The organism is Microbacterium sp. RU1D (assembly GCF_900156435.1).
Classification (GTDB): domain Bacteria; phylum Actinomycetota; class Actinomycetes; order Actinomycetales; family Microbacteriaceae; genus Microbacterium.
Window position 1 is genome coordinate 1,100,484 of sequence record NZ_FTPQ01000001.1, and the last position, 24,930, is coordinate 1,125,413.

At 70.2% G+C, this 24,930-nt stretch carries 29 protein-coding genes; 13 read left to right on the forward strand and 16 right to left on the reverse strand.

Annotated elements, in window-relative coordinates; genetic code table 11:
- Positions 1 to 13: 13 nt before the first annotated feature.
- Positions 14 to 1,090 (reverse strand): hypothetical protein, encoded by a 1,077-nt coding sequence (locus tag B0B15_RS04965; RefSeq protein WP_076673741.1) that lies wholly within the window; start codon positions 1,088 to 1,090, stop codon positions 14 to 16.
- Positions 1,091 to 1,234: 144 nt separating this feature from the next.
- On the opposite strand from B0B15_RS04965, the gene B0B15_RS04970 reads away from it, so the two are divergent.
- Complete coding sequence (locus B0B15_RS04970; RefSeq protein WP_076673743.1) at positions 1,235 to 2,713, forward strand: glycosyltransferase family 2 protein; 1,479 nt, start codon at positions 1,235 to 1,237, stop codon at positions 2,711 to 2,713.
- 91 nt (positions 2,714 to 2,804) lie between these two features.
- On the opposite strand, the gene B0B15_RS04975 is transcribed toward B0B15_RS04970, so the two are convergent.
- Positions 2,805 to 3,758: a response regulator transcription factor gene (locus B0B15_RS04975; protein WP_176776570.1), complete on the reverse strand. Its 954-nt coding sequence runs from the start codon at positions 3,756 to 3,758 to the stop codon at positions 2,805 to 2,807.
- 150 nt (positions 3,759 to 3,908) lie between these two features.
- Positions 3,909 to 4,934 (reverse strand): glycoside hydrolase family 6 protein, encoded by a 1,026-nt coding sequence (locus tag B0B15_RS04980; RefSeq protein ID WP_256334178.1) that lies wholly within the window; start codon positions 4,932 to 4,934, stop codon positions 3,909 to 3,911.
- A gap of 76 nt (positions 4,935 to 5,010) precedes the next feature.
- On the opposite strand from B0B15_RS04980, the gene B0B15_RS04985 reads away from it, so the two are divergent.
- The gene (locus B0B15_RS04985) at positions 5,011 to 5,325 is read left to right on the forward strand and encodes a DUF7882 family protein (RefSeq protein ID WP_076673747.1); all 315 of its coding nucleotides are present in this window, start codon (positions 5,011 to 5,013) and stop codon (positions 5,323 to 5,325) included.
- A gap of 5 nt (positions 5,326 to 5,330) precedes the next feature.
- Here B0B15_RS04985 and B0B15_RS04990 read toward each other — a convergent pair whose 3' ends face one another.
- The gene (locus B0B15_RS04990) at positions 5,331 to 5,786 is read right to left on the reverse strand and encodes a MarR family winged helix-turn-helix transcriptional regulator (RefSeq protein WP_076673749.1); all 456 of its coding nucleotides are present in this window, start codon (positions 5,784 to 5,786) and stop codon (positions 5,331 to 5,333) included.
- Between the two features lie 184 nt (positions 5,787 to 5,970).
- On the opposite strand from B0B15_RS04990, the gene B0B15_RS04995 reads away from it, so the two are divergent.
- Positions 5,971 to 6,300 (forward strand): DUF7882 family protein, encoded by a 330-nt coding sequence (locus B0B15_RS04995; RefSeq protein ID WP_076673751.1) that lies wholly within the window; start codon positions 5,971 to 5,973, stop codon positions 6,298 to 6,300.
- 31 nt (positions 6,301 to 6,331) lie between these two features.
- Here B0B15_RS04995 and B0B15_RS05000 read toward each other — a convergent pair whose 3' ends face one another.
- Positions 6,332 to 6,625, reverse strand: a complete 294-nt coding sequence (locus tag B0B15_RS05000; RefSeq protein ID WP_076673753.1) for a sigma-70 family RNA polymerase sigma factor — start codon at positions 6,623 to 6,625, stop codon at positions 6,332 to 6,334.
- A gap of 171 nt (positions 6,626 to 6,796) precedes the next feature.
- On the opposite strand from B0B15_RS05000, the gene B0B15_RS05005 reads away from it, so the two are divergent.
- The 4 genes from B0B15_RS05005 (at position 6,797) to B0B15_RS16915 (ending at position 9,246) form a co-directional block, all read left to right on the forward strand.
- On the forward strand, positions 6,797 to 7,174 hold the full coding sequence (locus B0B15_RS05005) for a DoxX family protein (RefSeq protein ID WP_076673756.1): 378 nt from the start codon (positions 6,797 to 6,799) through the stop codon (positions 7,172 to 7,174).
- A gap of 7 nt (positions 7,175 to 7,181) precedes the next feature.
- Positions 7,182 to 7,724, forward strand: a complete 543-nt coding sequence (locus B0B15_RS05010; RefSeq protein WP_076673758.1) for a 2'-5' RNA ligase family protein — start codon at positions 7,182 to 7,184, stop codon at positions 7,722 to 7,724.
- A complete protein-coding gene (locus B0B15_RS05015; RefSeq protein WP_076673760.1) occupies positions 7,718 to 8,095 on the forward strand; it encodes a PPOX class F420-dependent oxidoreductase in 378 nt (125 codons plus the stop codon). The genes B0B15_RS05010 and B0B15_RS05015 overlap by 7 nt, the downstream gene beginning before the upstream one ends.
- 236 nt (positions 8,096 to 8,331) lie before the next feature.
- Complete coding sequence (locus B0B15_RS16915; protein ID WP_083708869.1) at positions 8,332 to 9,246, forward strand: helix-turn-helix domain-containing protein; 915 nt, start codon at positions 8,332 to 8,334, stop codon at positions 9,244 to 9,246.
- 37 nt (positions 9,247 to 9,283) lie between these two features.
- Here B0B15_RS16915 and B0B15_RS05030 read toward each other — a convergent pair whose 3' ends face one another.
- The 3 genes from B0B15_RS05030 to B0B15_RS05040 form a co-directional block, all read right to left on the reverse strand.
- Positions 9,284 to 10,249, reverse strand: a complete 966-nt coding sequence (locus tag B0B15_RS05030) for an LLM class F420-dependent oxidoreductase (RefSeq protein WP_076675186.1) — start codon at positions 10,247 to 10,249, stop codon at positions 9,284 to 9,286.
- Positions 10,250 to 10,365: 116 nt separating this feature from the next.
- Entirely contained in the window at positions 10,366 to 11,388 is a 1,023-nt protein-coding gene (locus tag B0B15_RS05035) for a TerC family protein (RefSeq protein WP_076675187.1), read from the reverse strand.
- A gap of 262 nt (positions 11,389 to 11,650) precedes the next feature.
- Positions 11,651 to 12,223, reverse strand: coding sequence for a TetR/AcrR family transcriptional regulator (locus B0B15_RS05040; RefSeq protein WP_076673762.1), 573 nt, complete (start codon positions 12,221 to 12,223; stop codon positions 11,651 to 11,653).
- A gap of 130 nt (positions 12,224 to 12,353) precedes the next feature.
- Here B0B15_RS05040 and B0B15_RS05045 point away from each other — a divergent pair, with 130 nt between their 5' ends.
- The gene (locus tag B0B15_RS05045) at positions 12,354 to 14,960 is read left to right on the forward strand and encodes an MMPL family transporter (protein WP_076673764.1); all 2,607 of its coding nucleotides are present in this window, start codon (positions 12,354 to 12,356) and stop codon (positions 14,958 to 14,960) included.
- An 89-nt stretch (positions 14,961 to 15,049) separates the two neighbouring features.
- Positions 15,050 to 15,265 carry a hypothetical protein gene (locus tag B0B15_RS05050; RefSeq protein ID WP_076673766.1) on the forward strand — a complete coding sequence of 72 codons (216 nt, stop codon included), beginning with the start codon at positions 15,050 to 15,052 and terminating at the stop codon, positions 15,263 to 15,265.
- Between the two features lie 150 nt (positions 15,266 to 15,415).
- Here B0B15_RS05050 and B0B15_RS05055 read toward each other — a convergent pair whose 3' ends face one another.
- Together B0B15_RS05055 and B0B15_RS05060 are read right to left on the reverse strand one after the other, a co-directional pair.
- Positions 15,416 to 16,858, reverse strand: coding sequence for a glycosyltransferase (locus tag B0B15_RS05055; protein ID WP_076673768.1), 1,443 nt, complete (start codon positions 16,856 to 16,858; stop codon positions 15,416 to 15,418).
- Positions 16,855 to 17,103: a hypothetical protein gene (locus B0B15_RS05060; RefSeq protein WP_076673771.1), complete on the reverse strand. Its 249-nt coding sequence runs from the start codon at positions 17,101 to 17,103 to the stop codon at positions 16,855 to 16,857. The genes B0B15_RS05055 and B0B15_RS05060 overlap by 4 nt, the downstream gene beginning before the upstream one ends.
- 126 nt (positions 17,104 to 17,229) lie before the next feature.
- Here B0B15_RS05060 and B0B15_RS05065 point away from each other — a divergent pair, with 126 nt between their 5' ends.
- On the forward strand, positions 17,230 to 17,916 hold the full coding sequence (locus tag B0B15_RS05065) for an esterase/lipase family protein (protein ID WP_371113246.1): 687 nt from the start codon (positions 17,230 to 17,232) through the stop codon (positions 17,914 to 17,916).
- A gap of 9 nt (positions 17,917 to 17,925) precedes the next feature.
- Here the strand turns inward: B0B15_RS05065 and B0B15_RS05070 are convergent, their stop codons facing one another.
- The 3 genes from B0B15_RS05070 to B0B15_RS05080 are packed head-to-tail and all read right to left on the reverse strand — an operon-like array spanning position 17,926 to position 21,185.
- Entirely contained in the window at positions 17,926 to 19,776 is a 1,851-nt protein-coding gene (locus B0B15_RS05070; RefSeq protein ID WP_076673773.1) for a DUF2207 domain-containing protein, read from the reverse strand.
- A gap of 51 nt (positions 19,777 to 19,827) precedes the next feature.
- Positions 19,828 to 20,679 (reverse strand): transglutaminase-like domain-containing protein, encoded by an 852-nt coding sequence (locus B0B15_RS05075; protein ID WP_256334179.1) that lies wholly within the window; start codon positions 20,677 to 20,679, stop codon positions 19,828 to 19,830.
- Positions 20,619 to 21,185, reverse strand: coding sequence for a MarR family winged helix-turn-helix transcriptional regulator (locus tag B0B15_RS05080; protein WP_076673776.1), 567 nt, complete (start codon positions 21,183 to 21,185; stop codon positions 20,619 to 20,621). The genes B0B15_RS05075 and B0B15_RS05080 overlap by 61 nt, the downstream gene beginning before the upstream one ends.
- 82 nt (positions 21,186 to 21,267) lie before the next feature.
- Between B0B15_RS05080 and B0B15_RS05085 the strand changes: the two genes are divergently transcribed.
- Positions 21,268 to 21,645, forward strand: coding sequence for a DUF7882 family protein (locus B0B15_RS05085; protein ID WP_076673778.1), 378 nt, complete (start codon positions 21,268 to 21,270; stop codon positions 21,643 to 21,645).
- Positions 21,646 to 21,699: 54 nt separating this feature from the next.
- Complete coding sequence (locus B0B15_RS16755; RefSeq protein ID WP_256334180.1) at positions 21,700 to 21,828, forward strand: hypothetical protein; 129 nt, start codon at positions 21,700 to 21,702, stop codon at positions 21,826 to 21,828.
- Here the strand turns inward: B0B15_RS16755 and B0B15_RS05090 are convergent.
- The gene (locus tag B0B15_RS05090) at positions 21,815 to 22,036 is read right to left on the reverse strand and encodes a hypothetical protein (protein ID WP_076673781.1); all 222 of its coding nucleotides are present in this window, start codon (positions 22,034 to 22,036) and stop codon (positions 21,815 to 21,817) included. The two genes, B0B15_RS16755 and B0B15_RS05090, sit on opposite strands and share 14 nt — an antisense overlap.
- A 143-nt stretch (positions 22,037 to 22,179) precedes the next feature.
- Here B0B15_RS05090 and B0B15_RS05095 point away from each other — a divergent pair, with 143 nt between their 5' ends.
- Positions 22,180 to 22,467, forward strand: a complete 288-nt coding sequence (locus B0B15_RS05095; RefSeq protein ID WP_076673783.1) for a hypothetical protein — start codon at positions 22,180 to 22,182, stop codon at positions 22,465 to 22,467.
- A gap of 12 nt (positions 22,468 to 22,479) precedes the next feature.
- Here B0B15_RS05095 and B0B15_RS05100 read toward each other — a convergent pair whose 3' ends face one another.
- Entirely contained in the window at positions 22,480 to 23,418 is a 939-nt protein-coding gene (locus B0B15_RS05100; protein WP_076673785.1) for an aldo/keto reductase, read from the reverse strand.
- A gap of 41 nt (positions 23,419 to 23,459) precedes the next feature.
- A complete protein-coding gene (locus B0B15_RS05105; RefSeq protein WP_176776572.1) occupies positions 23,460 to 24,845 on the reverse strand; it encodes a coiled-coil domain-containing protein in 1,386 nt (461 codons plus the stop codon).
- Positions 24,846 to 24,930 lie beyond the last annotated feature (85 nt).

The window sequence follows — 24,930 nt, forward strand, 5'->3', positions numbered from 1 at the left end:
CGGTCGGCCGGTCTCAGTCGTCGGGCTGCTCCTGCCGGGGACGCTGACGGCGGCTCTCCATGAGGAGGGAGAGGTCGTCGACGTCGTCGATGAGGTGGTGCTCGAAGGACAGATCGGGGACGTCGTCGTAGCGGATCCCGGGCATGCGTCGGGCGAAGGCGCGGCGCACCCCGAGCTCGAGCTCGACCGTGTCGAGGGCGGCGGGTGCGACGGCGAAGACCGTGTCGCGTGCCGGCATCCCGCACGCGGCATCCTCGATGGCGTCCCCCAGGGCCGCCGTCACCGTGCGCAGCATCGTCTCCCCGCGCTCGGCGCTGTGAGCCGCTCGGATCAGATCGATCTCGGGCACGCGGACGAGAGTGGCGCGGACGAGCGAGGGGCCGGTCAGCATCCTCGCCGCTTCGCGGCGGAGGGAGCCGCGGTCGTGGGCGCGCGTACCGGGCGCCGGAGCGTCGTCGAGTTGGCGACCCAGGCGGACGACGGCGAAGGACACCAGGGCGATGGCCACGGCGCTGACGGCGGCGGTCGTCTCGGGGGAGACGGGCCCGCGACCGGTGAGCGGTTCGATCCCGAAGAGGGCGAAGACCGCGAGCCGGAAGAGGTTGTAGGCGGCGTACACCCCCAGCGTCCCCGACAGCACGCGTGCCCCCGAGAGCGCACCGAGGGGATGCCGCGCCAATTCGAGCGCGCCGAGGGCTGCGAAGACGGCCAGGCCGGTGGTCTTCAGCAGCGTCGCGTCCTCGAGCGGGATGAGGAAGGTGAACCCCAGCATCAGCACCGCCCCGGCCGCGATGCTGACGGCGCCGATCGCGCGGCGGTTATTCAAGCGCCGTGCGCCCGCCCACATGAGGCCCACGGCGACGAGGTTCATGGCGTTGCCCACCGCCGCTGCCGTTTCGCCGCCGCCGGCAGCCTCGAGGACGTTCATCGCGCCGCAGAGCAGGGCCGCGATGGCTGCCACGCCGAAGTACCGAACCATGTCGGCGCGTTGGCCACCCCGGTCGTCATCGGGTCGACCGTGCGTGAGGAACAGCATGGTCAGAGCCACGCCCGCCGCGGCGATGGATGCCAGCAGAGCGAGCAAGATCACGAGGCGCGTCTCCTTCGGGGTGCCCCTCGAAAATCTTGAGGAAATCTTGCGGGGACGGTGTTCGTGTGCGGTGGTCGCCTTGCGGCGAACCTACCAGAGTGAGTCATGGCCGATCCGCCGTTACACCGACAGGAAGACACCGCCGTGACTGATGCGCGAAGCTTCACCTCCACCGCCCGGGAAATCAACCTCCACCAGGGCGAGTTTGGGGCGTCGTCGACGACGGAGGAGCACGGGTTCGCGGACGACTTCGCCGCCGTGCTCGAGAACACCTCGGTGCACCGCTCGACGATCGGCTGCGTCATCCCCGCGTACAACGAGGAGGAGTCGATCGCCGACGTGATCGAGGCGCTGCTCGCCCAGACCCGCGTGCCCGACGTCATCCACGTCGTCGTCAACAACACCTCGGATGCGACCGTCAAGATCGCCTCCGAGTACAGCGGGCCCCACGAGTTGCACACCGAACTGGGGGAGCAGTTCACCGAGGTCTTCGTGCACGACATCGGCAAGAACCCCGACAAGAAGGTCGGCGCCCTCAACTACGGCTACTCGCTCGTCGAGGGCTACGACTACCTCCTCGGTGTCGACGGCGACACCATCGCCGACTCCAAGGCGGTGGAGTACCTCGAGACCGAGGCCGTGTCCGACTCCCGCATCGGCGGCATCTCGGCGATCTACACGATCGACGACAAGCCCATCAAGGGCATGATCGCCCGCTTCCTCACGGCCGGGCAGCGCACGCAGTTCGCCGCGTTCAACCTGCAGAACATGCTGCGCGGCCGCAACATGGCGGTGCTGGGCGGGCAGTTCTCGATCTTCTCCACGAACGCCTTGCGCGACGCCATGAAGCAGAATCACCAGTCCACCCCCTGGGTCAAGGACTCCGAGGTGGAGGACTCGCTCCTCTCGCTGCAGATCAAGAGCGCCGGCTACCTCACCAAGATCAGCCCCTACGCCCGGGCCGACGTGGGCGGCATGACCACCCTCTCCGGCTACGACGCCCAGCAGGTGAAGTGGACCTACGGCGCGATCGAGCTCATGTGGCCCGGCCAGCGCGGCGACACCAAGGGTCAGCCGTTCCACCCCAACCTGCGTCTGCGCTGGTTCGAGAACTTCGGCATGCTGACCAACCTCTTCGTGCGCGTCGCGTTCCTGACGCTGCTCGCGGGCTCGCTGTCGATCGGTGCGTTCGTGTTCTCGCCCCTGTGGTTGATCCCGCCGGTGATCGCCATGCTGTTGAACCTGCGCATCGCCCGCACGATGAAGAACTGCAACCGCAGCGACGTGCTGTTCGCGGTGCTGTTCTTCCCCGCCGAGCTGTTCATGTGGATCCGCATCAGCCACTTCGTGCGGTCATGGACCCGTTTCCTCTCGCGCAAGAAAGTCGACAACTGGGCCATGCAGGCCAAGGCCGAGCGTGGTGGGGGGCTGGGGCACTGGACGCCGATGGTGGTCCTGGTCGCCGTGGCGATCGCCCTCGCCGTCATCTGGGTCATGGTCGGACCGATGGTGCAGTCCTCGATCCTGTGGATCGGGTGGCCCATCGTCGGCGTGGTCACCGTCCTGCAGACCCTCCTCATGTTCTCCAAGCTCGTCCGTCGCCAGCACGGCTTCAAGGTCTGACGGACACACGATCTGATCGCGCCCGAACGCATCAGAAACACGGATGCCTCGGCCCTGGGGAGGGTCGAGGCATCCGTTATTCGTGCGGGGATCAGGGAGCGGCCAGCAGCTCCGAGGTCAGTCGGTAGCCGACACCGCGCACGGTCTCGATGTAGCGCGGGTTGGCCGGATTGTCGCCGAGCTTGCGACGCAGGTTCGTCATGTGCGCCTCGATCGCCCGCTTGTCGGCCTCGCCGACGAAGTAGCTCGTGACGTAAGACTCCCCGCGCAGGACGAGCGTGAGGTCGGCCTTGCTGCGCACGCGCCGCTTGGACTCCATGAGCGTCGCCAGCAGATCGAATTCGGTACGAGTGAGATCCAGCTCCTCGCCGCCGACGCGCACGAGGCGGCTGTCGGGGTCGAGTTGGAGGTCGCGGTGGGCCACCCAGGACCCTCCCGCGGGGGTGAGGTCGCCGGCGGTGGCGCGTGGCACCAGCTCCGTGCTCGGTGCCGGGGCGGAGGGCGCCTCGGCGCGGGACTCCGGTCCCTGAGAAGACGGAACGATGACCGCTGCGCTCTGCGCGGGGGCGGTGGCCGGGGAAGCTGCCGCTTCGGGGCGGCTGTTCGGGAACGAGGGGCCGACGCTGTCCTGCCGGGGTGCCGCGGGCCCGTTGCTCTCGCCGGCCCGGGGGCGTCGGAGGAGCGCCTCGATGCGCGCACGCAGCTCACGCGGGCGGAACGGCTTGACCACGTACTCGTCGGCGCCGGCACCGAGACCGAGCACCACGTCGGCCTCTTCCTCCAGGCCGGTGAGCATGATGATGTACGTGTCGCTCTGCTGACGGATGCGGCGGGCCGCCTCGAATCCGTCGATGCCGGGCATGTTCACGTCGAGCGTGGTGATCAGCGGCTGATAGGCGATGACCGCCCGGACTCCATCGATGCCGTTGCCGACCGAGACCGTCGAGAACCCAGCGGACTCGAGCACCTCGACGAGCAGGTGACGGATGTCGGGATCGTCTTCGACGATGACCGCGGTCTTCAGCAACTCGGAGCTGTCGCTCATTTCACCCACTCTTCCGGCTTCGCACGAGGTCGTGCCCGCGTTCTCCCCCGAGACACGGCGTCGCGTCGCACAGCGACGTGCGCAATCTTGACACACTTCGCGCCGATGAGGCCCCCGGGGTCCCGTGCGCCGTGGATCTGTGATCCGCGGTCAGCGCTGTTCGCGGGTCAGCTCGACCGCGGCGGAGGGCCACCAGGTGCCGGCGGAGGGTCCGCCGTTGCATTCGCCGTCGCTCTCGCCGGGCGGCTTGATCCAGAGGTTGGTGTCGACGACGCCGTCGCCGAACGAGCCGCCGGGACTGCCCACGAGGCGGTCCGACGGGTTGCACCACTCGGAGCCGGCGGGGCCGGCGCCGTTGCGGGAGGTGTCGATCACGGCGTGCGTTCCGCCCAGTTCGTCGGAGAGCGCGTGCGCGTACGCGAACTCGGCGGCCGTGTCCTGGTAGTTGGAGACGTTCAGCGCGACGCCGCGCACGTCCGACAGGAGGCCCGTGGCGCGGATCAGGTCCGCCATCTCCTGCACCGGATGCCAGGACGAGTGCCCGCCGTCGATGTAGATCCACGTGTTGGTCCCGCGGATGTTGTCGACGGCCTCCTTGAGGTAGCCGGCGCGGTCGGAGGGCGTGCCGCAGGTGGACGACAGCGCGATGCTGTCGGGCTCGAGCACGACGATCTTCTGGATGTCGGAGGCGTTGCCGAGGGCGTCGCCGATCCGCTCGGTCCACGCGCGGTACGACTCCGGGTCGAGGCCGCCGGCCGAGTGGTTCCCGCAGTCGCGGTCGGGGAGGCCGTAGACCGCGACGGACAGGGCGGCATCCTGGTCGCGGGCCTCGGCGGCGAGGTGGGCCACGCGGTCCCACACCTCGTCGATGGGGTCGATCTCCGGCGTGAGCCAGTAGGTGGTGGGCTGGGAGGCGAGCCACTGGGCTGCGGCCTGCTCGTCGGTGTCGCCGTCGGTGGCGCGTGCCGCCTGTGCGGCCTTCGATTCGTCGGGCACGACGATGCGGGTGTCGACGGCGGGCGGGCGGGCGGCGAGGGTCTGGAAGAGAGTGCTCACGAGGTTGCCGACCACAGCGATCACGGCGATGACGGCGACCGCCGCCAGCACGGCGAGCGCCACCAGCAGGGCGCGGGGGATCCGACGCCGGGTGCGGCGAGGACGCGGGAGTCGGGGCACGCTGAGCACTCTAGTTGAGGTGCGAAAGAAGCTGCGGGCCAGTAGTTAATCGAGTGCGGCGTTGTAGTCTGTCTCCGTGGGAAAACTGGTTTACAACACCCTCGGCCACTCGTTCGACATCGAGGACCGCACCCTCTCCCACCTGCGCATGGTGTTCATGAACAAGCTGCGTCGCGGCGAGCCCTTCATGTTCCACTTCCCGCTCGGCGACGGAAGCGGCACGCGGAGCCTGTGGATCTCGCCGTCCATCCCGTTGGTCTTCCACTTCTACGGCAGTCGCGCGCCGCAGCTGAATCGGCGATGGATCGACGACCTCATGAACGAGGCGAGCTCGCCCGGGGGGCTGAGCATCACGAACGAGCCGGACCCCGAGGTGGTCGCCGCTCCCTGAGGGTCTCAGCGGCATTCCGCATCCACGACTTCGCGGACCCGGTCGAGGAAGGTCGCGAGCTGACCGGCCGTGTCGGTGGGCAGGTGGAGGGCGAATTCGCGGATGCGCGCCGTGACGGGGTCGATGGCGTCGGGATCGGTGTCGCGATCGAAGGGGACCACGAACTTGCTGCGCCGGTCGGCCGGATTCGCCACGAATGCGATGAGCCCGCCGGCGTGCAGGCGGTCGAGCATGCCCGTGACGGATGCCGTGGAGATGGCGAGCGACTGGGCGATCTCGGTGGGAGTGACCGTGGCGCCGGCGTCGGCCCGTTCGAGGATGAGCCGCATCGCGGCCCGGGCGTTCTCGCTCGGACCGCACTCGGACTGCCGCCGTCGGGCCAAGCGCGCCTCGGCGAGACGCAGACGTTCGACCGCCCGTGCGGCGGTCGTGGCGGGGTCGTTCTCGGTCTCGATCGTCATGCGTCTCCTCCGGGTCGGGCCCCCGTCGCGCCAGTCTAGTTCGGTCTTCGAGATTCCAGAGAGCCGAGCTAATTCCTGCCGCGGCCCTCGCGTTGTCTCCCCTGAGTTCTTGGCGAATTCACTTGGCGATAGTTAGGCAATTTAGTAAAATCGGGCCAGATGGCATCCTCGGAAGGAGGAGCTGATGGGCTCGCTGTTCTACGGTTCTTCGGAGCGCGCGATCGAGATCCCGGACCGGATCCTGGCGCACGTGAAAGTCGTCATCGCCACCAAACTCCGCCGCGGTGAGAGCTTCACGATGTCGTGGCGGCATCCGTCGGGTGAGTCAGCCGGCCGGAGCACGATCTGGATCCAGCCGTCGATCCCGCTGCGGTTCGTGTTCGGTTCCGTCGAGCCCGAGATGCTCGACCCCGCTCTGCTGCAGACGTACGCGAACTCCTCGAACTCCTCGAGCGGCCTGACGGTCGATCTCGAGACGCACGACGTGATCGCGGCACCGGTCGACGCGTCCTGACCGACCCGCGGGGGAAGAACTGCGCCGGGCGTCAGGCCCGGCCGGACGCGTGCCGGTGCGCAATGGACGACATCCACTGCATGCCCGGGCACGGGGGAGTGTTTCGCCCGCGCATCCGCTCCCACGCCTCGACGTAGATGCCCTCCAGCAGGAGGTCGGCTTTCGCTGCCACACCGGTGAGGGAGAGCAGGATGGCGTAGATGCGCGGAGCCGTCGCGTCGTAGAAGGCCACGAACGCATCGCAGTCGCCGGAGGCCGCGCGCACGAGCAACTCGTCTAGATCCTCTTGGCGAGTCGCGGGGGATTCGGCATCTGTCATCGTCACGGGGCACCTCCTTCGGGGACGTCCTCACAGTCAAGCGCGATGGGTCGTCGGCGGCCGGGGGTTGCGCGATGCGGACGGGTGCCGTAGCACTCGCTTGGGCGCGATCGGGAGGGTTCCCCGAGGATCGTCAAGCCCGCCCGGGCGTGATGACACGCCCCTTAGCGTGCTCGTATGAAAACAGTCGTGCGCTGGGCTTTGGCCCTGGCGATGATGTTCGCCGGAATCTCCCACCTCACCTTCGCGCGACGGGACTTCCAGGGGCAGGTGCCCGACGCGCTCGTCGAACGGGGACCGCTCGATCGCGACGCGGTGGTCGTGGCATCCGGGGTGGTGGAGGCGGCGTTCGGACTCGCCCTCCTCGCCTTGCCCCGGGACCGTCGGCGCATCGGCGCCGCGCTGGCCGCCTTCTTCGTCGCGATCTTCCCCGGCAACATCGATCAATGGCGCAAGGGCCGTTCGGCGTTCGGACTCGACACGGACCGGAAGCGGTTCGGGCGGCTCTTCTTCCAGCCGGCTCTGGTGGCGGCGGCGTGGTGGTCGACCCGGTGAGGCGTCCGTGAGCGACATCGTCAGTCTCGAGCTCGTCTACGACGACGACGCCGATGCGGCGATCCGCGCCGAATGGGATGCGCTCGCCGCCGCAGACCTCCCGAGTCAGGCGCATCACACCGGTGAGAGCAACCGGCCGCACACCACGCTGCTGGTCCGCCGCGTTCTGCCCGTCCTCGACGGGGCGCTCCTCGCCGACGCTCTCCCCGTGACGATGACCCTCGGTGCACCCGTGCTGTTCGGTGCGGGGCGCTCCCGCGTGATCGCGCGGTCCGTGGTGCCGTCCGCGGCCTTGCTGCACCTGCACGCGCGCGTCCACGACCTCGCGGGGGAGGGGGACGATGCGGACCACACGCGTCCCGGGGCCTGGACGCCCCACGTGACGCTCGCCCGGCGGGTTCCCCTCGATCGCGTCGGCGACGCCCTGCGCGTGCTCGCCGACGCCGCGCCTCTCGAACGGCGCGTCGAGGCGGTCGGCATCCGTCGGTGGGAGACGGCCACGAAGACGGTCACGGAGGTCGTCGCCCGTGGCACGCTGGAGGGGTGCTGACCGATGACGCCCTCGCCTTCGTGCGCGAATACCACCTGGCCACCCTCTCGACGATCGGACGGTCGGGGCGAGTCCATGCCGTTCCGGTCGGATTCACCTACGAGGACGGTGTCGTGCGCGTCATCGGGTCGCGGGGGACGCAGAAGTTCGTCAACGCCGTCCGGTCGGGCCGGGCCTCGGTCTGTTCGGTCGACGGTGCGCGCTGGCTCAGTTTCGAGGGCGCCGCACGCGTGAGCGATGACCCGGATGCCGTGGCCCACGCCGTCGAGCTGTACGCCGCCCGATACCGCCAGCCCCGCGTGAACCCCGAGCGGGTCGTCCTCGAGATGACGGTCGAGCGCGTCCTGGGCTCGGCGAGCCTGCGGGCCTGATCGGTTCCGATCGACGCCTCGCCGTTCGTCCGTGACGAGCAGGACGCGCGGACGCGATATCGTTCACTGTCTCCCCCGGACGAGAGTGTGCTCATCGTCGGTTGGAGAGAAATCGGTGTCGGACCAGTGAGTCGGCGATCAGCGGCAGTTCCGCCCGACCGGGATTCCCCCACGTGGCCCTCGGCTCGCATCGACCGAGCAGCGTCCGGCCTCCAAGCGGTGACGGAGGGCATCGGATGACGCCGGCTGCCCTTGATGGACACCTGAACCACGTGCTCCGCACCCTCGCGGCAAGTGTGCGCCGTCTACGCGAAGAACGCGGGCTCACGGCGCTCGCTCTGGCGTTCGAGGCCGGTCTCTCGGAGTCGCGCGTGCGAGCGATCGAAGCCGGACGCACGACGGCGTCGCTGGCCACGTTGGTCGCGCTGGCCGAGACTTTCGACGTCGAGATCGGCGCATTGTTCGGTGAAGCGCGCGCGCGTCACGAACCGACTCCCGAGCCCTCGCACAGCAGCTTCGTGGTGCCGAGCGAAGTGGTGTGGGGCGGAGAACTCCCACCGGCGCCCTGGCTGTCCGCCGCCACGCCCACCCCCGCCGTGAGTCCCTACGTTGTGCCGAGCGACGTGGTCTGGGGCGGAGAGCTGCCCGCCGCGCCGTGGACCTCCGCGAGGGCGGCTCGGCATATGCCGGAACCACTCCGCGAGCCCGCGCTCGTCGCACTGCGGCGTTCGTCCCCGACGGGAGCGGCGTCGCAGGCCGTCGTGCGGGCGACGGAGGTCACGTGGGGCGGAGAGCTCCCGCCGGCGCCGTGGTCGACCCCGTCGTCCCCTGACGCCGTCGTGCCCACGCCCGTGGAGCCGACTCTTCCGGCGGCTCCGCGGGGGGAGGGGCACCCGCACCGGCATCCGGTGGATGCCGCATCGTCCTACGTCATGGCGTCGTCGGGTTCCGCCATGTCGCGACGACCTCGCACCTTCTCGGATCTGCGGGAGGGCGCCCTCGCCGGCCGAGAGTTCGCGTCGCTGCGGGAGTTCGCGATCGCGGCGGTCATGGAGGGGCGGTTCTCCGCGGTCGCTGTCGCGGGCGTTTTCCGCCTACCGTCCTGGCGGCTGGAGCAGTGGGTCGCGGAGGCGCGGCAGGTGCGCCGCTGAGGAGCGGGACGCGCCCACCGGCGCGCCCCGCTGACCGTCACAGCGCGCGCAGCTTTTCGAGCAGGGGAGCGGCGATCTCGTCGACGAACCGCTGCTGCTGATCGTCGCCCACCTGCACGATGGCGATGTCGGTGAAGCCGGCGTCGATGAAGGGGCGCACGCTCTCGGCCAGCTCGTCGAGGTCCGGTCCGCACGCGATCGAGTCGGCCACGTCCTCCGGGCGGACGAACTGCGAGGCGCCCGCGAAACCTGCCGGCGTCGGGAGGTCGGCGTTGACGGCCCAGCCCCCCGCGAACCACCGGAACTGATCGTGGGCACGCGCGATCGCGGCATCCTTGTCGGGATCCCAGCTGATCGGGATCTGACCGATCTTGCGCGACTCGCCGTCGTGGTGGGCGTCCCAGCCACTGATCAGGTCGCCGTCGGGCTCCGTGGTGATCAGGTGGTCGCCGAGGGGGGCGAATCGCTCGATGGAGTGTTCGCCGGACACCGCCACGCCGATCGGCACGCCGCCGTCGGGAGCGTCCCACACGCGCGCGGAGTCGACCCGGAAGTATTCGCCGTCGTAGGTGACGAGGTCGCCGGTGTGCAGAGCACGGATGATCTCGATGGCTTCGACGAGCATGTCCTGGCGGGCGTGCACCGCGGGCCAGCCCTCCCCGACGACGTGCTCGTTGAGGTTCTCGCCGGATCCCAGTCCGAGCGTGAAGCGGCCCTCCGACAGCAGCTGCAGGGTCGCCGCCTTCTGCGCCACCACAGCGGGGTGGTACCGCACGGTGGGGCAGGTGACGTAGGTCATGAGCTCGACGTCGGTGGTCGCGTGAGCGACCGCGCCGAGCACCGTCCAGGCGTAGGGCGCGTGCCCCTGGCTGGTCAGCCACGGCGAGTAGTGATCGCTCGAGACGAGGAAGTCGTAGCCGGCGCGCTCGGCGCCCACAGCGTAGTCGACGAGCGCCCGGGGGCCGCTCTGCTCGGTCATGAGGGTGTAGCCGAATCGCGTCATGTCGGCCACGGTAGGACGACGACCGAGGCGGTCCGCCGGGGTTGCGCTCGCCGACGGGATGCGGCAGACGACAGCGGGCCCGCAGCCGAAGCCGCGAGCCCGCCACCGTTCCGGGATCAGTCCTCGGGCGCGTGGATGACCTTCTCGCCGTCGAAGGTCTCGCGCTCCTTCTTCTTGTCGTCGTTGCGGGTCTTGCGCAGGCTCGCGATCGTCGCGACGGCGACGGTGGCGGCGATGAACAGCAGTGAGAACCAGATGGGGATCTCGGGCACCCACAGCAGCGGCTCGCCGCCGTTGATGAAGGGCAGCTCGTTGACGTGGAGGGCGTGGAACACCAGCTTGACGCCGATGAAGGCGAGGATGACGGCCAGCCCCTGCGCGAGGTAGACGAGACGCTCGAGCAGCCCGCCGATGAGGAAGTACAGCTGACGCAGACCCATGAGCGCGAAGGCGTTGGCGGTGAAGACGATGTAGGCCTCGTTCGTCAGGCCGTAGATCGCGGGGATCGAGTCCACCGCGAAGACGAGGTCGATGAAGCCGATCGCGATGATCACCAGCAGCATCGGGGTGACGAAGCGCTTGCCGTCCTTGCGCACCGTGAGCTTGTCGTCGTTGTACTCCTCGGAGACGGGGAGCACGCGGCGGACGAAGCGCATGAACTTGCCGTTCGCGGGGTCGCTCTCGCCGTGCGAGAACGCCTGACGGTACGCGAGGAACAGCAGGAGGGCGCCGAAGATGTAGAAGATCCACGAGAAGTTCTCGATCAGCGCGGCACCCACCGCGATGAACGCACCGCGCATGATGAGCGCGATGACAATGCCGATCATCAGCACCTTCTGCTGGTAGATCTTGGGCACCGCGAACCCGGTCATGATGATCAGGAACACGAAGAGGTTGTCGATGGACAGGGCCTTCTCGGTCAGATAACCGGCGAAATACTCCCCGCCGTAGGTCCAGCCCGATACGACGCCGATGCCGACGCCGAACAGCAGCGCAAGGCCGATGTAGAACGCCGACCAGCGGGCGGACTCCGCGATCGACGGTTCGTGCGGCTTGCGCACGTGCGCGAAGAACTCGAACACGAAGAACGCGACGGTGATCGCGATCGTGATGATCCAGATGAGGGGGGTGACGCCCAAGACGGCCTCCAAGGGAACGAGGTGTACGACAAGACACCAAGGTCTCCTCCACCCGGCGAGTCGGGCCGACGTCCCGGGTTCACGATGACGTGGACCGTATTGACGAGATCGTCGCGGTGGGAGTACTCCCCTTGCTTCCCGCAAGTGTACGCGACGTTGCTGTGCGCGAGCGGTCTGGACGGGCCGGATGCCGGTGTGGTAGCCGACGCAGGACGCCATGACCTCTCCAGGACGACGTCAGCGTGAGAGCGCGGCATCCGTCTCACGCCGGGGGCGTGAAGCCCCCGACCACGGCATCGACGAGCATCCGCATGTCGTGGGCGTCGAATTCCTCCCGGCTCAGGGCACGCAGGATGACGGCTCCGACGAGGGCGTCGGCGGCCGCCTCCAACCGGGCCCCGGTCGCCCCTCCGGTCGCGTCCGACAGTCGGCCCATCAGCGGCGCGGCGAGGATCTCGGCGCGCAGCCGCCGACCGGTCTCCGCGCTGCCCGCGGCGGCCGCGACGAGCGAGCGCAGGAGGGCCTCGCCGTCAGCGCTCGCGCGCAGGACGAACAGATCACTCAACCACTGCGCCAGGTCGGAGCGCGCGTCCCCGGTGTCGGGGAGATCGCGCTGCGGCCCGAGCAGGCGTCCCTCGAGGATCGCCTCGGCGATGACGTCGCCCTTGCTCGACCACCAGCGGTAGATGGTCTGCTTGCCGACCCCGGCGAGGCGGGCGATGCCCTCGATGGTGAGGTGGTCGTAACCGCGCTCGGCGAACAGCGTCACCGCCGCGTCGAGGATCGCGCGGCGCGCCGCTTCGCTGCGGACGGGGCCACTGCGCGGAAGAGTCATGCCACACATTCTGAGGGACGCCGACCGCGAGGGGTGCGAAAACGAGACGAGACGGTGCGTGTTATCTTTGCCCCGACTTGTCGGCGCCGACGGTGCTCCCGTGCGTGCACCGCACGAGAGGAACTTCCGCATGGCCGAACTGCTGCATCGTCTCGGGAGCTTCGCCGCCCGCCGTGCCTGGACCGTGATCATCGCCTGGGTGGTGATCCTCGGCATCGTCCTCGCGGGCTTCCTCGTTGGCTTCAAGGGACTGAGCTCGAGCTTCGACATCCCCGGTACCGCATCCGGCGACGTCATCGCCGAGTTGCAGGACGAACTCCCCGATTTCGCAGGCGCCTCCGGGGCGGTGGTCTTCCGCACCGACGACGGCTCCGCCCTCACCGACGAGCAGCGCCACGAGATCTCCGACCTCGTCTCGTCGGCGGATGGTCTGCCCGACGTCGCGCGAGTCGTCGATCCCTTCGCCTCCCAGCAGGAGCTCGACGATCAGCGACAGCAGGTCGTCGACGGTCGGGTGCAGCTCGATCAGGCCCGCGCCCAGGCCGAATCGGGGCAGCAGCAGTTGGACGACGGCTTGGCGCAGCTCGCGGCCGGCCAGCAGCAGCTCGACGAGGGGCGCGCCCGCATCGAGGCCGCGCCCCTGCCCGACGCGCAGAAGCAGACGCAGCTCGCCGCGCTCGACGCCCAGCAGCAGCAGATCGACCAGCAGCGCTCGGTCCTCGAGCAACAGCAGGCGCAGCTGACCGAGGGTCTCGCCCAGATCGACGCCCAGCAGACACAGCTCGACGACGGTGCCGAGCTGCTCGGCTTCGCGGATGCCATCCGCCTGGTGTCGGAGGACGGCTCGACGGCGATCGTCAACGTGTCGTTCGACAAGCCCCGCCTCGAGCTCACCGAGGCTTCGAAGGAAGGGGTCGTCGAGCACTTCTCCGACCCCGTCGCCGGCGTCGAGGTCGCCTTCAACACCGAGATCTCGCAGGGCGTCCCGGAGATCTTCGGCGTGGGCGAGGTCGTGGGCGTCGCGGTCGCCGGGATCGTCCTCGTCGTCGTCCTCGGGTCGCTCCTGGCGGCCTCGTTCCCGATCGTCACCGCCATCATCGGAGTGGCCATCGGCGCCATGGCGACGCTGTCGTTCTCGGGGCTCATCCAGATGGCATCCGTGACGCCGTTCCTCGGCGTGATGCTGGGACTCGCGGTCGGGATCGACTACGCGCTCTTCATCCTCTACCGCCACCGGCGGCAGCTGCTGGCGGGCGCCGACGTCCGCGAGTCGATCGGCCTCGCGAACGGCACCGCCGGCAACGCCGTCGTCTTCGCCGGGTCGACGGTGATCGTCGCCCTGCTCGCGCTCAACATCACCGGAATCCCGTTCCTGGGCCTGATGGGCACCGCGGGTGCGGTGAGCGTCCTCGTCGCGGTGCTCATCGCGGTGTCTCTGACGCCGGCGCTCCTAGGTTTGGCGGGGATGCGCATCCTCAGTCGGAGGGCGCGTGCCCGCGCGGCCTCCGCGGCCGACGGTGCCGAGCACCCCCGTCGCGCGGCGCGCACGGCGCCCGTCGATGCGGATGAGCACCCCCGCCGGGCCGCGCGCACCGAGACCGGCCCGGTCGCCACGACCGGTCGTCCCGCGCGTCCGATGTCGACGCTGCGGGCGGTCGTCACGATGATCGTCGCGACGGCGGCTCTGCTGGTCGTCGCCATCCCCGCGCTCTCGATGCGCCTGGGCCTGCCCGACGGCGGATCCGAGGCCGCGGATTCCACCGGGTACAAGGCCTTCACCTGGAGCGAGGAGGCTTTCGGTGCCGGCTCGAACGCGCCCCTCCTCGTCACGGCGGCATTGCCCGACGGCACCGCCGAGGGCGACGTGCAGGGTCTCCAACTCGACGTGGCGCGCGAGTTGTTCGCGCAGGACGACGTGGTCGCCGTGGCGCCCGTGGCCGTCTCGGACGACCGGACCATCGCGGCCTTCCAGGTCATCCCCGCGGAAGGACCCAATGCGGTGTCGACCGACCAGCTCGTGCGCGACCTCCGCGCCCTGCCTCCCGTCGACGGCGTCATGGCCCTCGGGGTGGCCGGGGCGGCCGCGATCAACATCGACATCTCGGAGGGCCTGGCCGACGTGCTGCCCATCTACCTCGTCGTGGTGGTGGGTCTGTCGTTCCTCATCATGGTGATGGTGTTCCGCTCGCTCCTCGTGCCCTTGATCGCGACCCTCGGTTTCGTGCTGTCGCTGTTCGCGACCTACGGAGCCGTCACCGCGGTGTTCCAGTGGGGCTGGCTGGGCGGCGTGTTCGGTGTGCACAATCCCGGCCCGATCCTGAGCTTCCTGCCGGTGATCCTCGTCGGCATCCTGTTCGGTCTCGCGATGGACTACCAGCTGTTCCTCACCACGGGCATGCGCGAGGCGTGGGCGCACGGAGCCGCGCCGCGGCTCGCCGTGGCGCAGGGTTTCCGCGCCGGTCGCACGGTCGTCATCGCCGCGGCGGTGATCATGATCTCGGTCTTCTCGGGCTTCATCACGTCGGAGGCGGTGATCATCAAGTCGTTCGGTCTCGGGCTGGCCCTCGGCGTGTTGTTCGACGCGTTCGTCGTGCGGATGCTGCTCATGCCCGCGCTCATGCACCTTCTGGGCGGGTCGGCGTGGTGGCTGCCGAGGTGGCTCGAGCGCATCGTGCCGAACGTCGACGTGGAGGGGTCGGCGCTCGAGCGACGGCACCCCGGCCATCACGGCGTCTGAGCACCCCCGTCCGGACAGCGCAAGCCCCGGTCGACCGGGGGGCGCACCCCGCAGGATGCTGACAACGACCCATCCCGAGGAGGACGACGATGACCGATCGCGAAGAGACCCAGGACGCACCCGTCATGGACGGTGCCACCGAGGCCGGCGTCGACGAGAAGAAGGACGGCGCCGAGGAGCAGCAGGCGGCCGACGCGGCGGTGCAGGACGACGCGTCGCAGAACGACATCGTCCCCGGCGACGCCTCGAAGGAAGACCTGAAGGACGACCTCCGCAGCATCCGCGGGTACGGCGAGGACCGCTGACCCGGACGACGACTCCCGTCCGGAGCCGTGTGGGGGACGGGCTCGACGGGCGGGAGTCGTCGGGGACGCCGGGTCGGCGTCATCCGCGCCGGCGATGCCGGGGCCGGGTAGAGGCAGCGTACGCCCGCGCGGGCACGTGCGGCAGGGGTCTCAGCCGATCCGAAGCCGACGCCGAACCACCTCGCGGATTCGCCAGGTCGCCCGGCGCAGGCGGTGTCGACGTGCGGCGCGGGACAGCGTCAGCGCCCATCGCGTGAGCACCCTCGACTCGTCGTAGAGGCGCGCCCGCTCGACCGCCTGCCGCCGCATGCGCGCGAGCGCCGCCGGATCGAGGGATGCCGCCCGCACGAGCGCGTCGGCGAGGGCGTCGACATCGCCGGCCGGTACGAGCCAGCCCGTGCGGCCGTCGACGATGAGTTCGCGCGGACCGTACGGGACGTCGTAGGCGATGGGAAGGCACCCCGCGGCCATCGCCTCGGCGACGACGAGGGAGAACGCCTCCGATCGGCTCGTCAGCAGCAGCACGGATGCGCGGCTCAGGGCGTCGCGCGCGGCGGGATCGAAGCCGTGGAAGCGGATGCCGTCGGTTGCGGTCTCCTCGAGCCGGGAACGGACGGGACCGTCGCCGTAGACGTCGAGCGTCAGCGACGGCGCGCGACGCCGGGCGCGGGTGACGGCATCCACCGCGTGCTCCACGCGCTTGATGGGCTCCAGCCGCGCGATCACGACCGCGCCCTCGCGGGGGCTGCGCGTGTCGACGTCTCCCACGGCGACGGGGTGGGGGACCACGGCCAGCAGCGGTGCGGGGCCGACCTCGCGTCGTACGTCTCCAGCTTGACGCGCGGTGCAGAACACCACGGCGTCGAACGCGCTCAAGCGCGAGAACACCTCGGCGCGCGACGGGCGGATCGCCGTGCCGTCGTCGGTGAGGTGCGAGCCGTGCACGACGTGCAGGACGACCACTCCCGGACGGCGGTATCCCGAGGCGAAGCGGGCCATCGCCTTGCTGTCCACGAGCAGGAAGGATCTCCCGCCGGCCGTCAGACGGTCGAGCCACGCGGCGTACAGCTCTCGCACCCCGCGCCACGCGGCGCGCGGCGCTCCGCTCTCATCGCATGTCACGATGACCCGCCGCGGACGTCCGGACGAGTGCGGGACGTCGCGGCGATCGCTTGCGGCAAGGGTCCCGTCCGCGCGGAGGTGGTCGATCTGGCGCACCGAGCCGTCGGCATCCACCCGGACGCGGCGGACGAGCACCCCTCCTGAGAACTCCTCGTCCGCGCCCGCGGGGAGCGGGGCGAACCCCGCGCCGCCGGCGACCGGCCGCCCGCGCAGGTCGTTCTCACGGAGCCAATCCCACAGGTTCGTGAGCGTGACACCCTCGGTGAGGCCGTCGCGGCGGGCCAACTCCGCAGCGACCGCGGCTCGGTCGTCGCGGTCGTCGCACGTCAGCACGTGGACCGGCGTCGCGCCCCGGCCCGCGAACAGGCGGGACCGTTGCAGGAGCGCGGCGGTCAGGCCGCCGTACTCGCGCGGGACGCCCCACGTGAGGACGAACTGGCGCCCCGCGGGCAGGATCGACCCGCGGGTCATCCGGCGTCGTCGGTCGGGATCTCCCCGGCGGCGATCGCGTCGGCGTAGGTGCGGATGTCGGGGCCCGGCTCGTAATCGATGAAGCGGTCCTTGATCCGCGCGTTGATCTGCGCGAAGGCGTCATCAGATGAGATGCCGTCGCTCTCGCGGGCGATCGCGACGACGGCTTCCCGCAGCACGGCGTCGGCGTCGTCGAGGATCTTCTGGCGTGCGGGTTCGTTCCAACGGATGTCCGAGATGTCCATGGAGCGAGCCTAGGACGGCGCCGATCGCCGTGATCCCGGGGTTGCGCCCGATGCGCGGGTGTGCGGCGGCCCCACCGCAACCCCGACGGCGGACCTGTCGTCGACCCGCAGGATGGGAGCATGCCGATGGATGCCGTGACCGCACTGCGGACCGGAGCGCGCGATCTCTCCTGGTGGGTGAGGGATTACGCCTACGCCGTGCGGGCGCAGGCGCGCGCCGCCCGGGGCCGCGACACCTCCGACGACCTGAGACAGGGGGAGGGGCGACCCATCGTGCTGCTGCCGGGGATCTACGAGACCTGGCGGTTCATGGAGCCGCTCGCCCGCGCTCTGCACGATCGGGGGCACCCGGTCCACGTCGTCACCGAGCTGGGGGGCAATCGCCGCCCCATCGCGGAGTCGGCCGAGCGCGTGGCCGCCCTGCTGGTGTCCCGCGACCTGCACGACGTGGTGCTCGTGGCCCACAGCAAGGGTGGTCTGATCGGCAAGCACCTCATGGCCTTCGCCCCCGAGGGGGAGCGGGTGCGGGCGATGGTCGCCGTGGCGACCCCGTTCGGCGGCTCGCGGTACAGCCGCCTGATGCCCACGCCCTCGCTGCGCGCATTCGCGTCGGGTGATGCCACCATGCGGGCGCTCGCGGCCGCCGCGGACGCGAACGCCCGGATCGTGTCGGTGTACGGCCCCTTCGACCCGCACATCCCCGAGGGTAGCGAGCTCGCCGGGGCGCGCAACGTGCGGCTGGCGAGCGGGGGGCACTTCCGCGTCCTCGCCGACCCGCGGGTCATCGCCGAGGTCGTGCGCGTCGCGGAGTGACTCCGCGGATCAGCGTCCTCCGCCTCCGCCTCCGCCCGAGCCGCCACCGGAGAAACCGCCCCCGAACGACCCGCCCGAGAAGCTGCCCGCCCCGCTCGTGGTCGCCGTGACCGGGGTGCTCGCCGTCCGCAGCGTGCCCACCGTCGACAGCAGCGCGGCGGACGAGAACCCACCGCCGCCCCGGTACCAGTGCAGGTCGTCACCGCTCTCGCGGACCCGCGTGTCGAGAGCCTCCGCCCACTCCTTCTCCACCCCCCACACGATGGCCCACGGCAGGAGGCGTTCGTAGAGGTGGAGGACCTGGCGCGGGTCGCCGGCATCGATCGCACGCCGCTCGGCCCCTTCGGGGCTCTGCAGGACGCGGAGGCGGTCGGCTTCGGCGAGCTGCAGGTAGTCGCGGAGTCCGCGCAGGTGGTCGCGTGCCGGTGCCCCGGCATCGGTGATCCGATCGCGGTAGCGCAGCAGCGCGAAACTCAGGATGCCGAGCCCCACCGTCGCCGGGATGGCGACGATCTGCCACCAGGCGGGGGCCGTCCCCATCGCCGCCAGGATCAGGACGAGCACCGCGACGATGAATGCGCCGACGGCGATGCCCCCCGCGGCGATCGAGGGGCCGACCCGTCGCTTCTCGGTCCATCCGCGGCCCCGTAGGTCGGCAGCGGCAGCGGTCGGCAACTTCTGCAGGGCCTTGGCGATGTCCTGGCGGTCGGGACCGAGCGTCACGCGGGCCCCGGGGCGCGCGTGCTCCCCGAACAGCGAGCGGAGGACCGCGCCGTGAAGGGCGTCGGCGCTCTCGGCGGACACCCGTTCGAGGGAAAGGCTCCGGGCGTCACCCGTGTCGATGATGCGGAGGTGGCCGGCGACCGCGGTGTCGACCAGAGCAGCCGGGATGCCGGCCCCGCGCCGCCCGACGAGCTCGGCGCCCTGCAGCACGTCGACACCGGGCGGCGGGTCGTATTCCGCCACGATGACGCCGCGACCCGCCGCGTCGCGCCCGCGGCGCCGTGCGACGAGGGCGGCGCCGACACCGGCGAGGCCGAGGCCGACGGCGCCGACGGAGGAGCCGGCCAGGACCGGGGCGGCATCCACCGAGAACTGCTCGAGCGGCGTGCGCACGACCTCGCCGGGGACGAAGGTTCCGCGGGTGAAGCCGACGGCGATCGTGACGTTCTCTCCCGGGCCGAGATCCCGGGCGCCCGCGTCGAAGACGACTCCACCGTCACCGTCCGTGCGGGCGATGTCGCACGTGCGGGAGGAGCCTTGCTCGCCGACGTAGCAGGCCGCGGCGCCGTCCAGGACCGCATCCGTCAACGCGGGGTCGACGCGGAGCCGGGCGCTCACCGCCCCGAACGGCTGCTCCCACTGCGTGCCGTTGACGTCGCGGTAGAACTCGTCGGCATCCGTGTCGGCGAAGGAGCGGATGGCGTCGCGTTGCGTGTAGGAGATGACGTAGGTCTGCACGCCGCGCACGAAGGAGTCGTCACCCGTGAGGACGCGCACCTCTCGGCGGTCGGTCTCCACTTCGAAGGGGACGGGGGCGCCGGCGGAATCGGTGACCGAGAGCACGCGCGTGTGCAGAGGCACGCCGTCGTAGTCGTCGGGGATCGAGCGGATGATGCCGCGGTTCTGGTCCGCGTCCGGGAACCGTGCGACGAGCGTCTCGACCACGGCGAGCTCCGCATGGCCGTCGTCGGCCCGCGAGAGCACCATGTCGGCGGCGAAGGAATCGAAGGTGAAGTCGCTCACGTCGGCGCGGGCCGGCGCGGGGCTGAAGACGCCGCCCAGCAGCACGAGACCGACCGCCACCAGCCCGACCAACAGGCGGGGGACGGTGCGGGATGCGGGTGGAATGGCGGCCATTCCCCGACGCTATCGGGCCACGAGCGTCGGCGACTCCGTCATGAGGGGGAGTCAGCGCAACAGGATCGCCGTGTCCGGATCGTCCGGGCGGAGGTCGCCGACGGCCACGGCCGTGACCTCGACGGACTCCAGTGCCACCGAACCCGACAGCGTCGTGAGGAACGCGGTGTCGGCGGCGTCGCGGCCGGTGGCGATGCGGACGAAGTGCGCGCGGGGCGCGAGGCGGGTGGCATCCACGACCTCCCACCTGCCCTCGACGAACGCCTCCACCACCGCGTGGAAGTCCATCGGATCGAGCCCGGGTGCGAAGACCGACACGAGTCGCGCCGGAACTCCGCGGGCGCGAAGGAGGGCGATTGTGACGTGCGCGTAGTCGCGGCAGACACCCGCGCGCTCGCGCAGGGTGTCGAGGGCGGTGTCGGTGGGGCCGCTCACGCCGGAGACGTAGTCGAGGTTCTCGGCGACCCAGTGCGCGATCTCGCGGACGCGGTCGCGGGTGGAAATGGAGTCGAGGGTCACGGCCTCAAGTACCCGCGGATCATCCGACGGCGCGTATCGGCTGGGCCGGAGATAGCGCACCGGATCGAAATCGTCGGACGGCGCCGGCGTAGAGGGTGCGGAGACGGAACCCCGATAGGACACGACGCTCTTCCCCGCCGGCAGGGGGACGCGGTGGGCGCGGGTGCCGTGTGCATCCGCGAACTCCGCGACCGGGAGCGCGCGCCCGTTCGAGCTGATCGAGAGGGTCTCGTCGTGGGCCCATCCCTCCGCGGGGACGATCGAGAGCACCACCTCGGCGTCCGCCTCCGTCTGAAGCGACAGCTCGACGGCGACCGAGGCCCTCACGCGGCGGCGTCCGACGCGAGCGGCGAGGGTTGCGGGGTGCTCGCGCGTGGACAGCACGTCCCGCCGACGCCGCAGAGGTCGGCGACCGCGCAGCGCATCCGCTTCAGGAAATCCGTCACGGCCACCGTTTCGACCTCGCTCATCCCACGGGTGGCCTGCATCATGCGCGCGTGCATGGCGGTGAGGGTGTCGCGGATCTCATCGTCGGCGTGCGTCGTGCTCACCACCAGCACCTTCCGTCGATCGGTCGGGTGCGGTCGCCGCTGCAGATGTTCGGACTTCTCCAGCCGGTCGAGAAGGGCGGTCATGGATGCCGTGGAGACGCCGAGGTGTCGAGACAGGTCGATGGGCGTCACGGTGGCCCCCGCGGCGGCGGCGCGCGCGAGATAACGAAGGATCAGAAGCTCGTTCTCGCCCATCGCCATGGATTCCTGGGTACGACGACGCATGGCCATCTCGGCGGATCGGTAGGCGCGCATCGCCTCCATGATGCGCGCGCCTCGCTCGTCGTCGGTGCTGTCGCTGTACCAGTACGACGGAGGAGCGGGGGTGTCGGTCGACATCGGTCTCCTAATATCTCGCTTGCCTATTCGCTAGTCTAACTAGTAAGTTCATTCGTGAGCAACGAGCAAAAGGGGTTACATCATGGCGAAGCTCTTCTACGGCACCACGACGGAGCCGATCACCGTCGACGACCGCATGCTGGCGCACGTGAAAGTGGTGGTCGCCACCAAGCTCCGCCGCGGCGAGAGCTTCACGCTCTCGTGGGTGCACGGGCCCGACCAGCCGGTCGGCCGGTCGACCATCTGGCTCCAGCCGTCCATTCCGCTGCGTTTCGTCTTCGACTCCGAGCAGCCGGAGGCGCTCGACCAGAACCTGCTCAAGCGCATGGCCAACGACGCCAACTCCTCGCGGGGCCTGAGCCTCGACATCGCCGTCGACGAGCCCGCCGCAGCGTCAGCGCCGGCGCGTCCGGCGCCGCAGGCCTCCAAGGCTGCGCGCAGCCTCGCTCGCGCGGCCTGATCCCGCACGACCGGTCTGTCGTCAGCGAGGGCAGTGGCCCCGGACGGTGGATCGATGATCCGCCCTCACTGCATCACCCACGAACGGAAGAACCGCATGCAACCCCTCGCGTCGTGGGAACTCCCCACCGAACCGATCTCGATCATCACCGCGGAGGAGTTGGAGGCTCTCACTCCTCAGTGATGGTCTCCGTCGGCGGCGCGGTGCGATGGTCCGTCTTCTCCGTCCGAACCCGGACGACGGCACCGATGAAGACGAGCGTGCCCACCCCGAGGAAGAGAAGCTTGGGCTCCGTCGGCGAATCCGCGGGGAACATCAGAGTCGGCGCTGCAAGGATCACGGCGGCGGTCGCGCTCAGGATGGCGCCGACCGGGCGCTGTCGTCGCGTCATGCCCCGTCTCCTTCCGCCGGCGGTCGACCTCAGCCTAGGCGAGGGCCGTTCCCACCGTCATAGCGCGCACCCCGCTCGCCGTCTACCGTCCGGACATTTCGACCGTGCATCCGTAGCGTGAGCGGACGACTGGAAGGAGCGCTGTGCGCACCGGAAGAAAACCCCTGCTCGCCACCGCCTTGCTCGCCGTCGGCCTCGCGCTGGCGCCAGCCCCTGCTTTCGCCGTGACCGGCGCTCCGGGAGCCGACAACACGTCGATGCTCTCCACCGCCGTCGCTTCGGCCGCGACTGCCGAGCAGGCGGAACCCGACTCCGAGGCCGAGGCGGGGCGTCTGGCCTTCGTCCTCATACCGCTCGTGGGCGCCGCCGTGGTGGTCGTGGGCGCGATCGTCGTGATCTCCCGGGGTCGCCGTCGGCGTCGAGGCGATTGAGCCGACTCGGCCTCAGGGAACGATGTAGCCCGCGGCGCGGACGAGCGCGTACCACTCGGCTCGGGTGAGTCGGAGGTCCGACCCCTCTGCGGCGGCCCTGACCCGCTCGGGCGTGGTGGTGCCCAGCACGACCTGCATCCCTGCAGGATGCCGCGTGATCCACGCCACCGCGATCGCAAGCGGCGTGACGCCGTAGCGGTCCGCCAGCTCGTCGATCAGCGCGTTCAGCTCGGCGTACTCGGGGTGACCGAGGAACACCCCGCCGCCGCCGCGCGTTCCCTGCAGGGGGGACCACGCCTGGACGGTGATGTTCTCGATGCGGCAGTACTCGATGAGCCCGCCGCCGTCGAGCACGGCGGATTGCGCGGCGGCTTCCATGTTCGCCGCCAGGCCCTGTGCGACGACAGGCGCGTGCGCGATCGACAGCTGGATCTGATTGGCCACGATGGGCTGACGCACCGCCGTGCGGAGCAGATCGATCTGGCGGGGGGTGTGATTCGACACGCCGAACGCGCGTACCTTCCCGGTCTCCTCGAGGTGGTCGAACGCTCGTGCCACCTCGTCCGGTTCGACCAAGGCGTCGGGTCGATGCAGGAGCAGCACATCCACGTAGTCGGTGCGCAGGGCTCGCAAAGAGCTGTCGACGGATGAGACGAGGTGTTCGTAGGAGAAATCGAAGTACGGCCCCTCGCGAACGATGCCCGCCTTGGTCTGCAAACGGATCTCCGCGCGCTCCGTGTCGCTCAGAGACAGGGCTTGTGCGAACCGTTCCTCGGCGGAGTGAAGCGACCGGGCATAGATGTCGGCGTGGTCGAAGAAGTCGATCCCGGCGTCGCGCGACGCCTGATACAACGCGCGGACCTCCGCATCGCTCTTGTCGTCGATCCGCATCATCCCCGCCACGACGTTCGGGACGGAGAGACCGGAGGAGCCGAGGGCGACTGTGCGCATCACCCCACGTTAGCGGGCCCGGAGGAACTCGGGACCGCCGCTCACTGCTCCGCCTCGGGGGAGGTGCCGACGCTCCCTGGCCGCTCGTGCTCGTCGCCCTGATCCTCGACGTGGTGGTCTGCGAGGTCGACGATGTCGGGGCCGCCCGTTTCCGTCCCCTCCAGCTCGTGCCCGGTCGATTCGCGCGGGGCGGCGCGCAGGAGCTCGTTCATCTCGGCCATGAAGCTGCCGAGCTGCTGCTGTTGCCAGCGCAGGTCGCGCGTGCGGTCCTCGGCGTCGCGCAGCACGGAGGTCGCATGCTGCGTGATGGTGTCGGCGATCCTCTGCGCCCGGTCACGAGACGCATCCACGATCTCCCGTGCGCGTACGTGAGCGTCGGCTTCGGCCTGTTGCGCCTGTGCGCGGGCGAGTCGTTCGTAACCGTCGGCGCGTGCGGCGATGCGTCGGGCGTGTTCGAGAGCCGCGGCGACCTGCTCGCTCGCATCGGACGTGATGCGCTCGGCGTGGGCGACAGCCTGGTTGTGGAGGACGAGGAACTCCTGCTGGGCTTCGTCCTGGCGGCGGGTGAGGGATTCCTCGAACTCCAGCACGCGAGCCGTCATCTCGCGCACGTCGCGTTCGGCCTTGGCGCGCAGGTCGGCGGTCTCTCGGGACACCAGCGACCGCAACGCTGCCGCGCCCTTCTCCGATTCGGTGCGGATCGCCACGGCCTCGCGCTCCGCCTGCGCGACTCGTTCAGCGGCGTGGGCGGCTTCGCGGTCCAGGCGCGTCTCGTGCGCCGTCGCCTCCGTCTCGATCCGCAGACGCACCTGGTCGGCGTCATGCTGTGCCTCCGCACGGAGGCGCGCCTGCTCGGCCCGGGCTTCCTCCCTGATCGTCGCGGCCTCGTCCTGAGCGCCGGCGAGCAGCCGCTCCGCCTGCCCGACCGCGTTCTGCACGAGCACGGACGCCTGTTCTTCCGCAACGCGCAGGATCGCGTCGAACTGCTGCCGACCGTGCTCGGGATCGTCGTCTCGTCGAGCGGCGAAGTCGCTCGACAGTGCGGCGACCTGCGTCTCGGCCTCTGCCGCCCGGGCGGAGGCCTCGCGTAACCGCTCGCGAAGCGCGTCGTTCTCATCGGCGTACCGGCGGGCGGCCTCCTCGAGTTCCTGGTCGTGTTCCGCGCGCTGCTGCGCGAACATGGCCTCCGCCCTCAGCTTGGCGTCGTGCGCTTCCTCTGCGGTGCGCCGCAGACGCTCGCCGAGCTCCCGGACGGCTTCGTCAACCGTGTCGCGGTCGTAGCCCCGGAAGCCGACGGGGAAGACCGGGTTGTCGTTCCCGGTCTCGACGGACCTCAACAACGCGTCGAGGGCGGTGTCGGGCTCCACGGCATCCGACGAGCGGTCGTCACGGTGAGGGGTCGGATCGGAGGTGTCTCGCTCGGTCACGGTTCTTCCTGAGTGTGCGCGCTCGCCGGCGCTCTCCGCTTCCCTCGTCGGCCCGACGGACGACGACAAAACGGAGGTTCGAAAA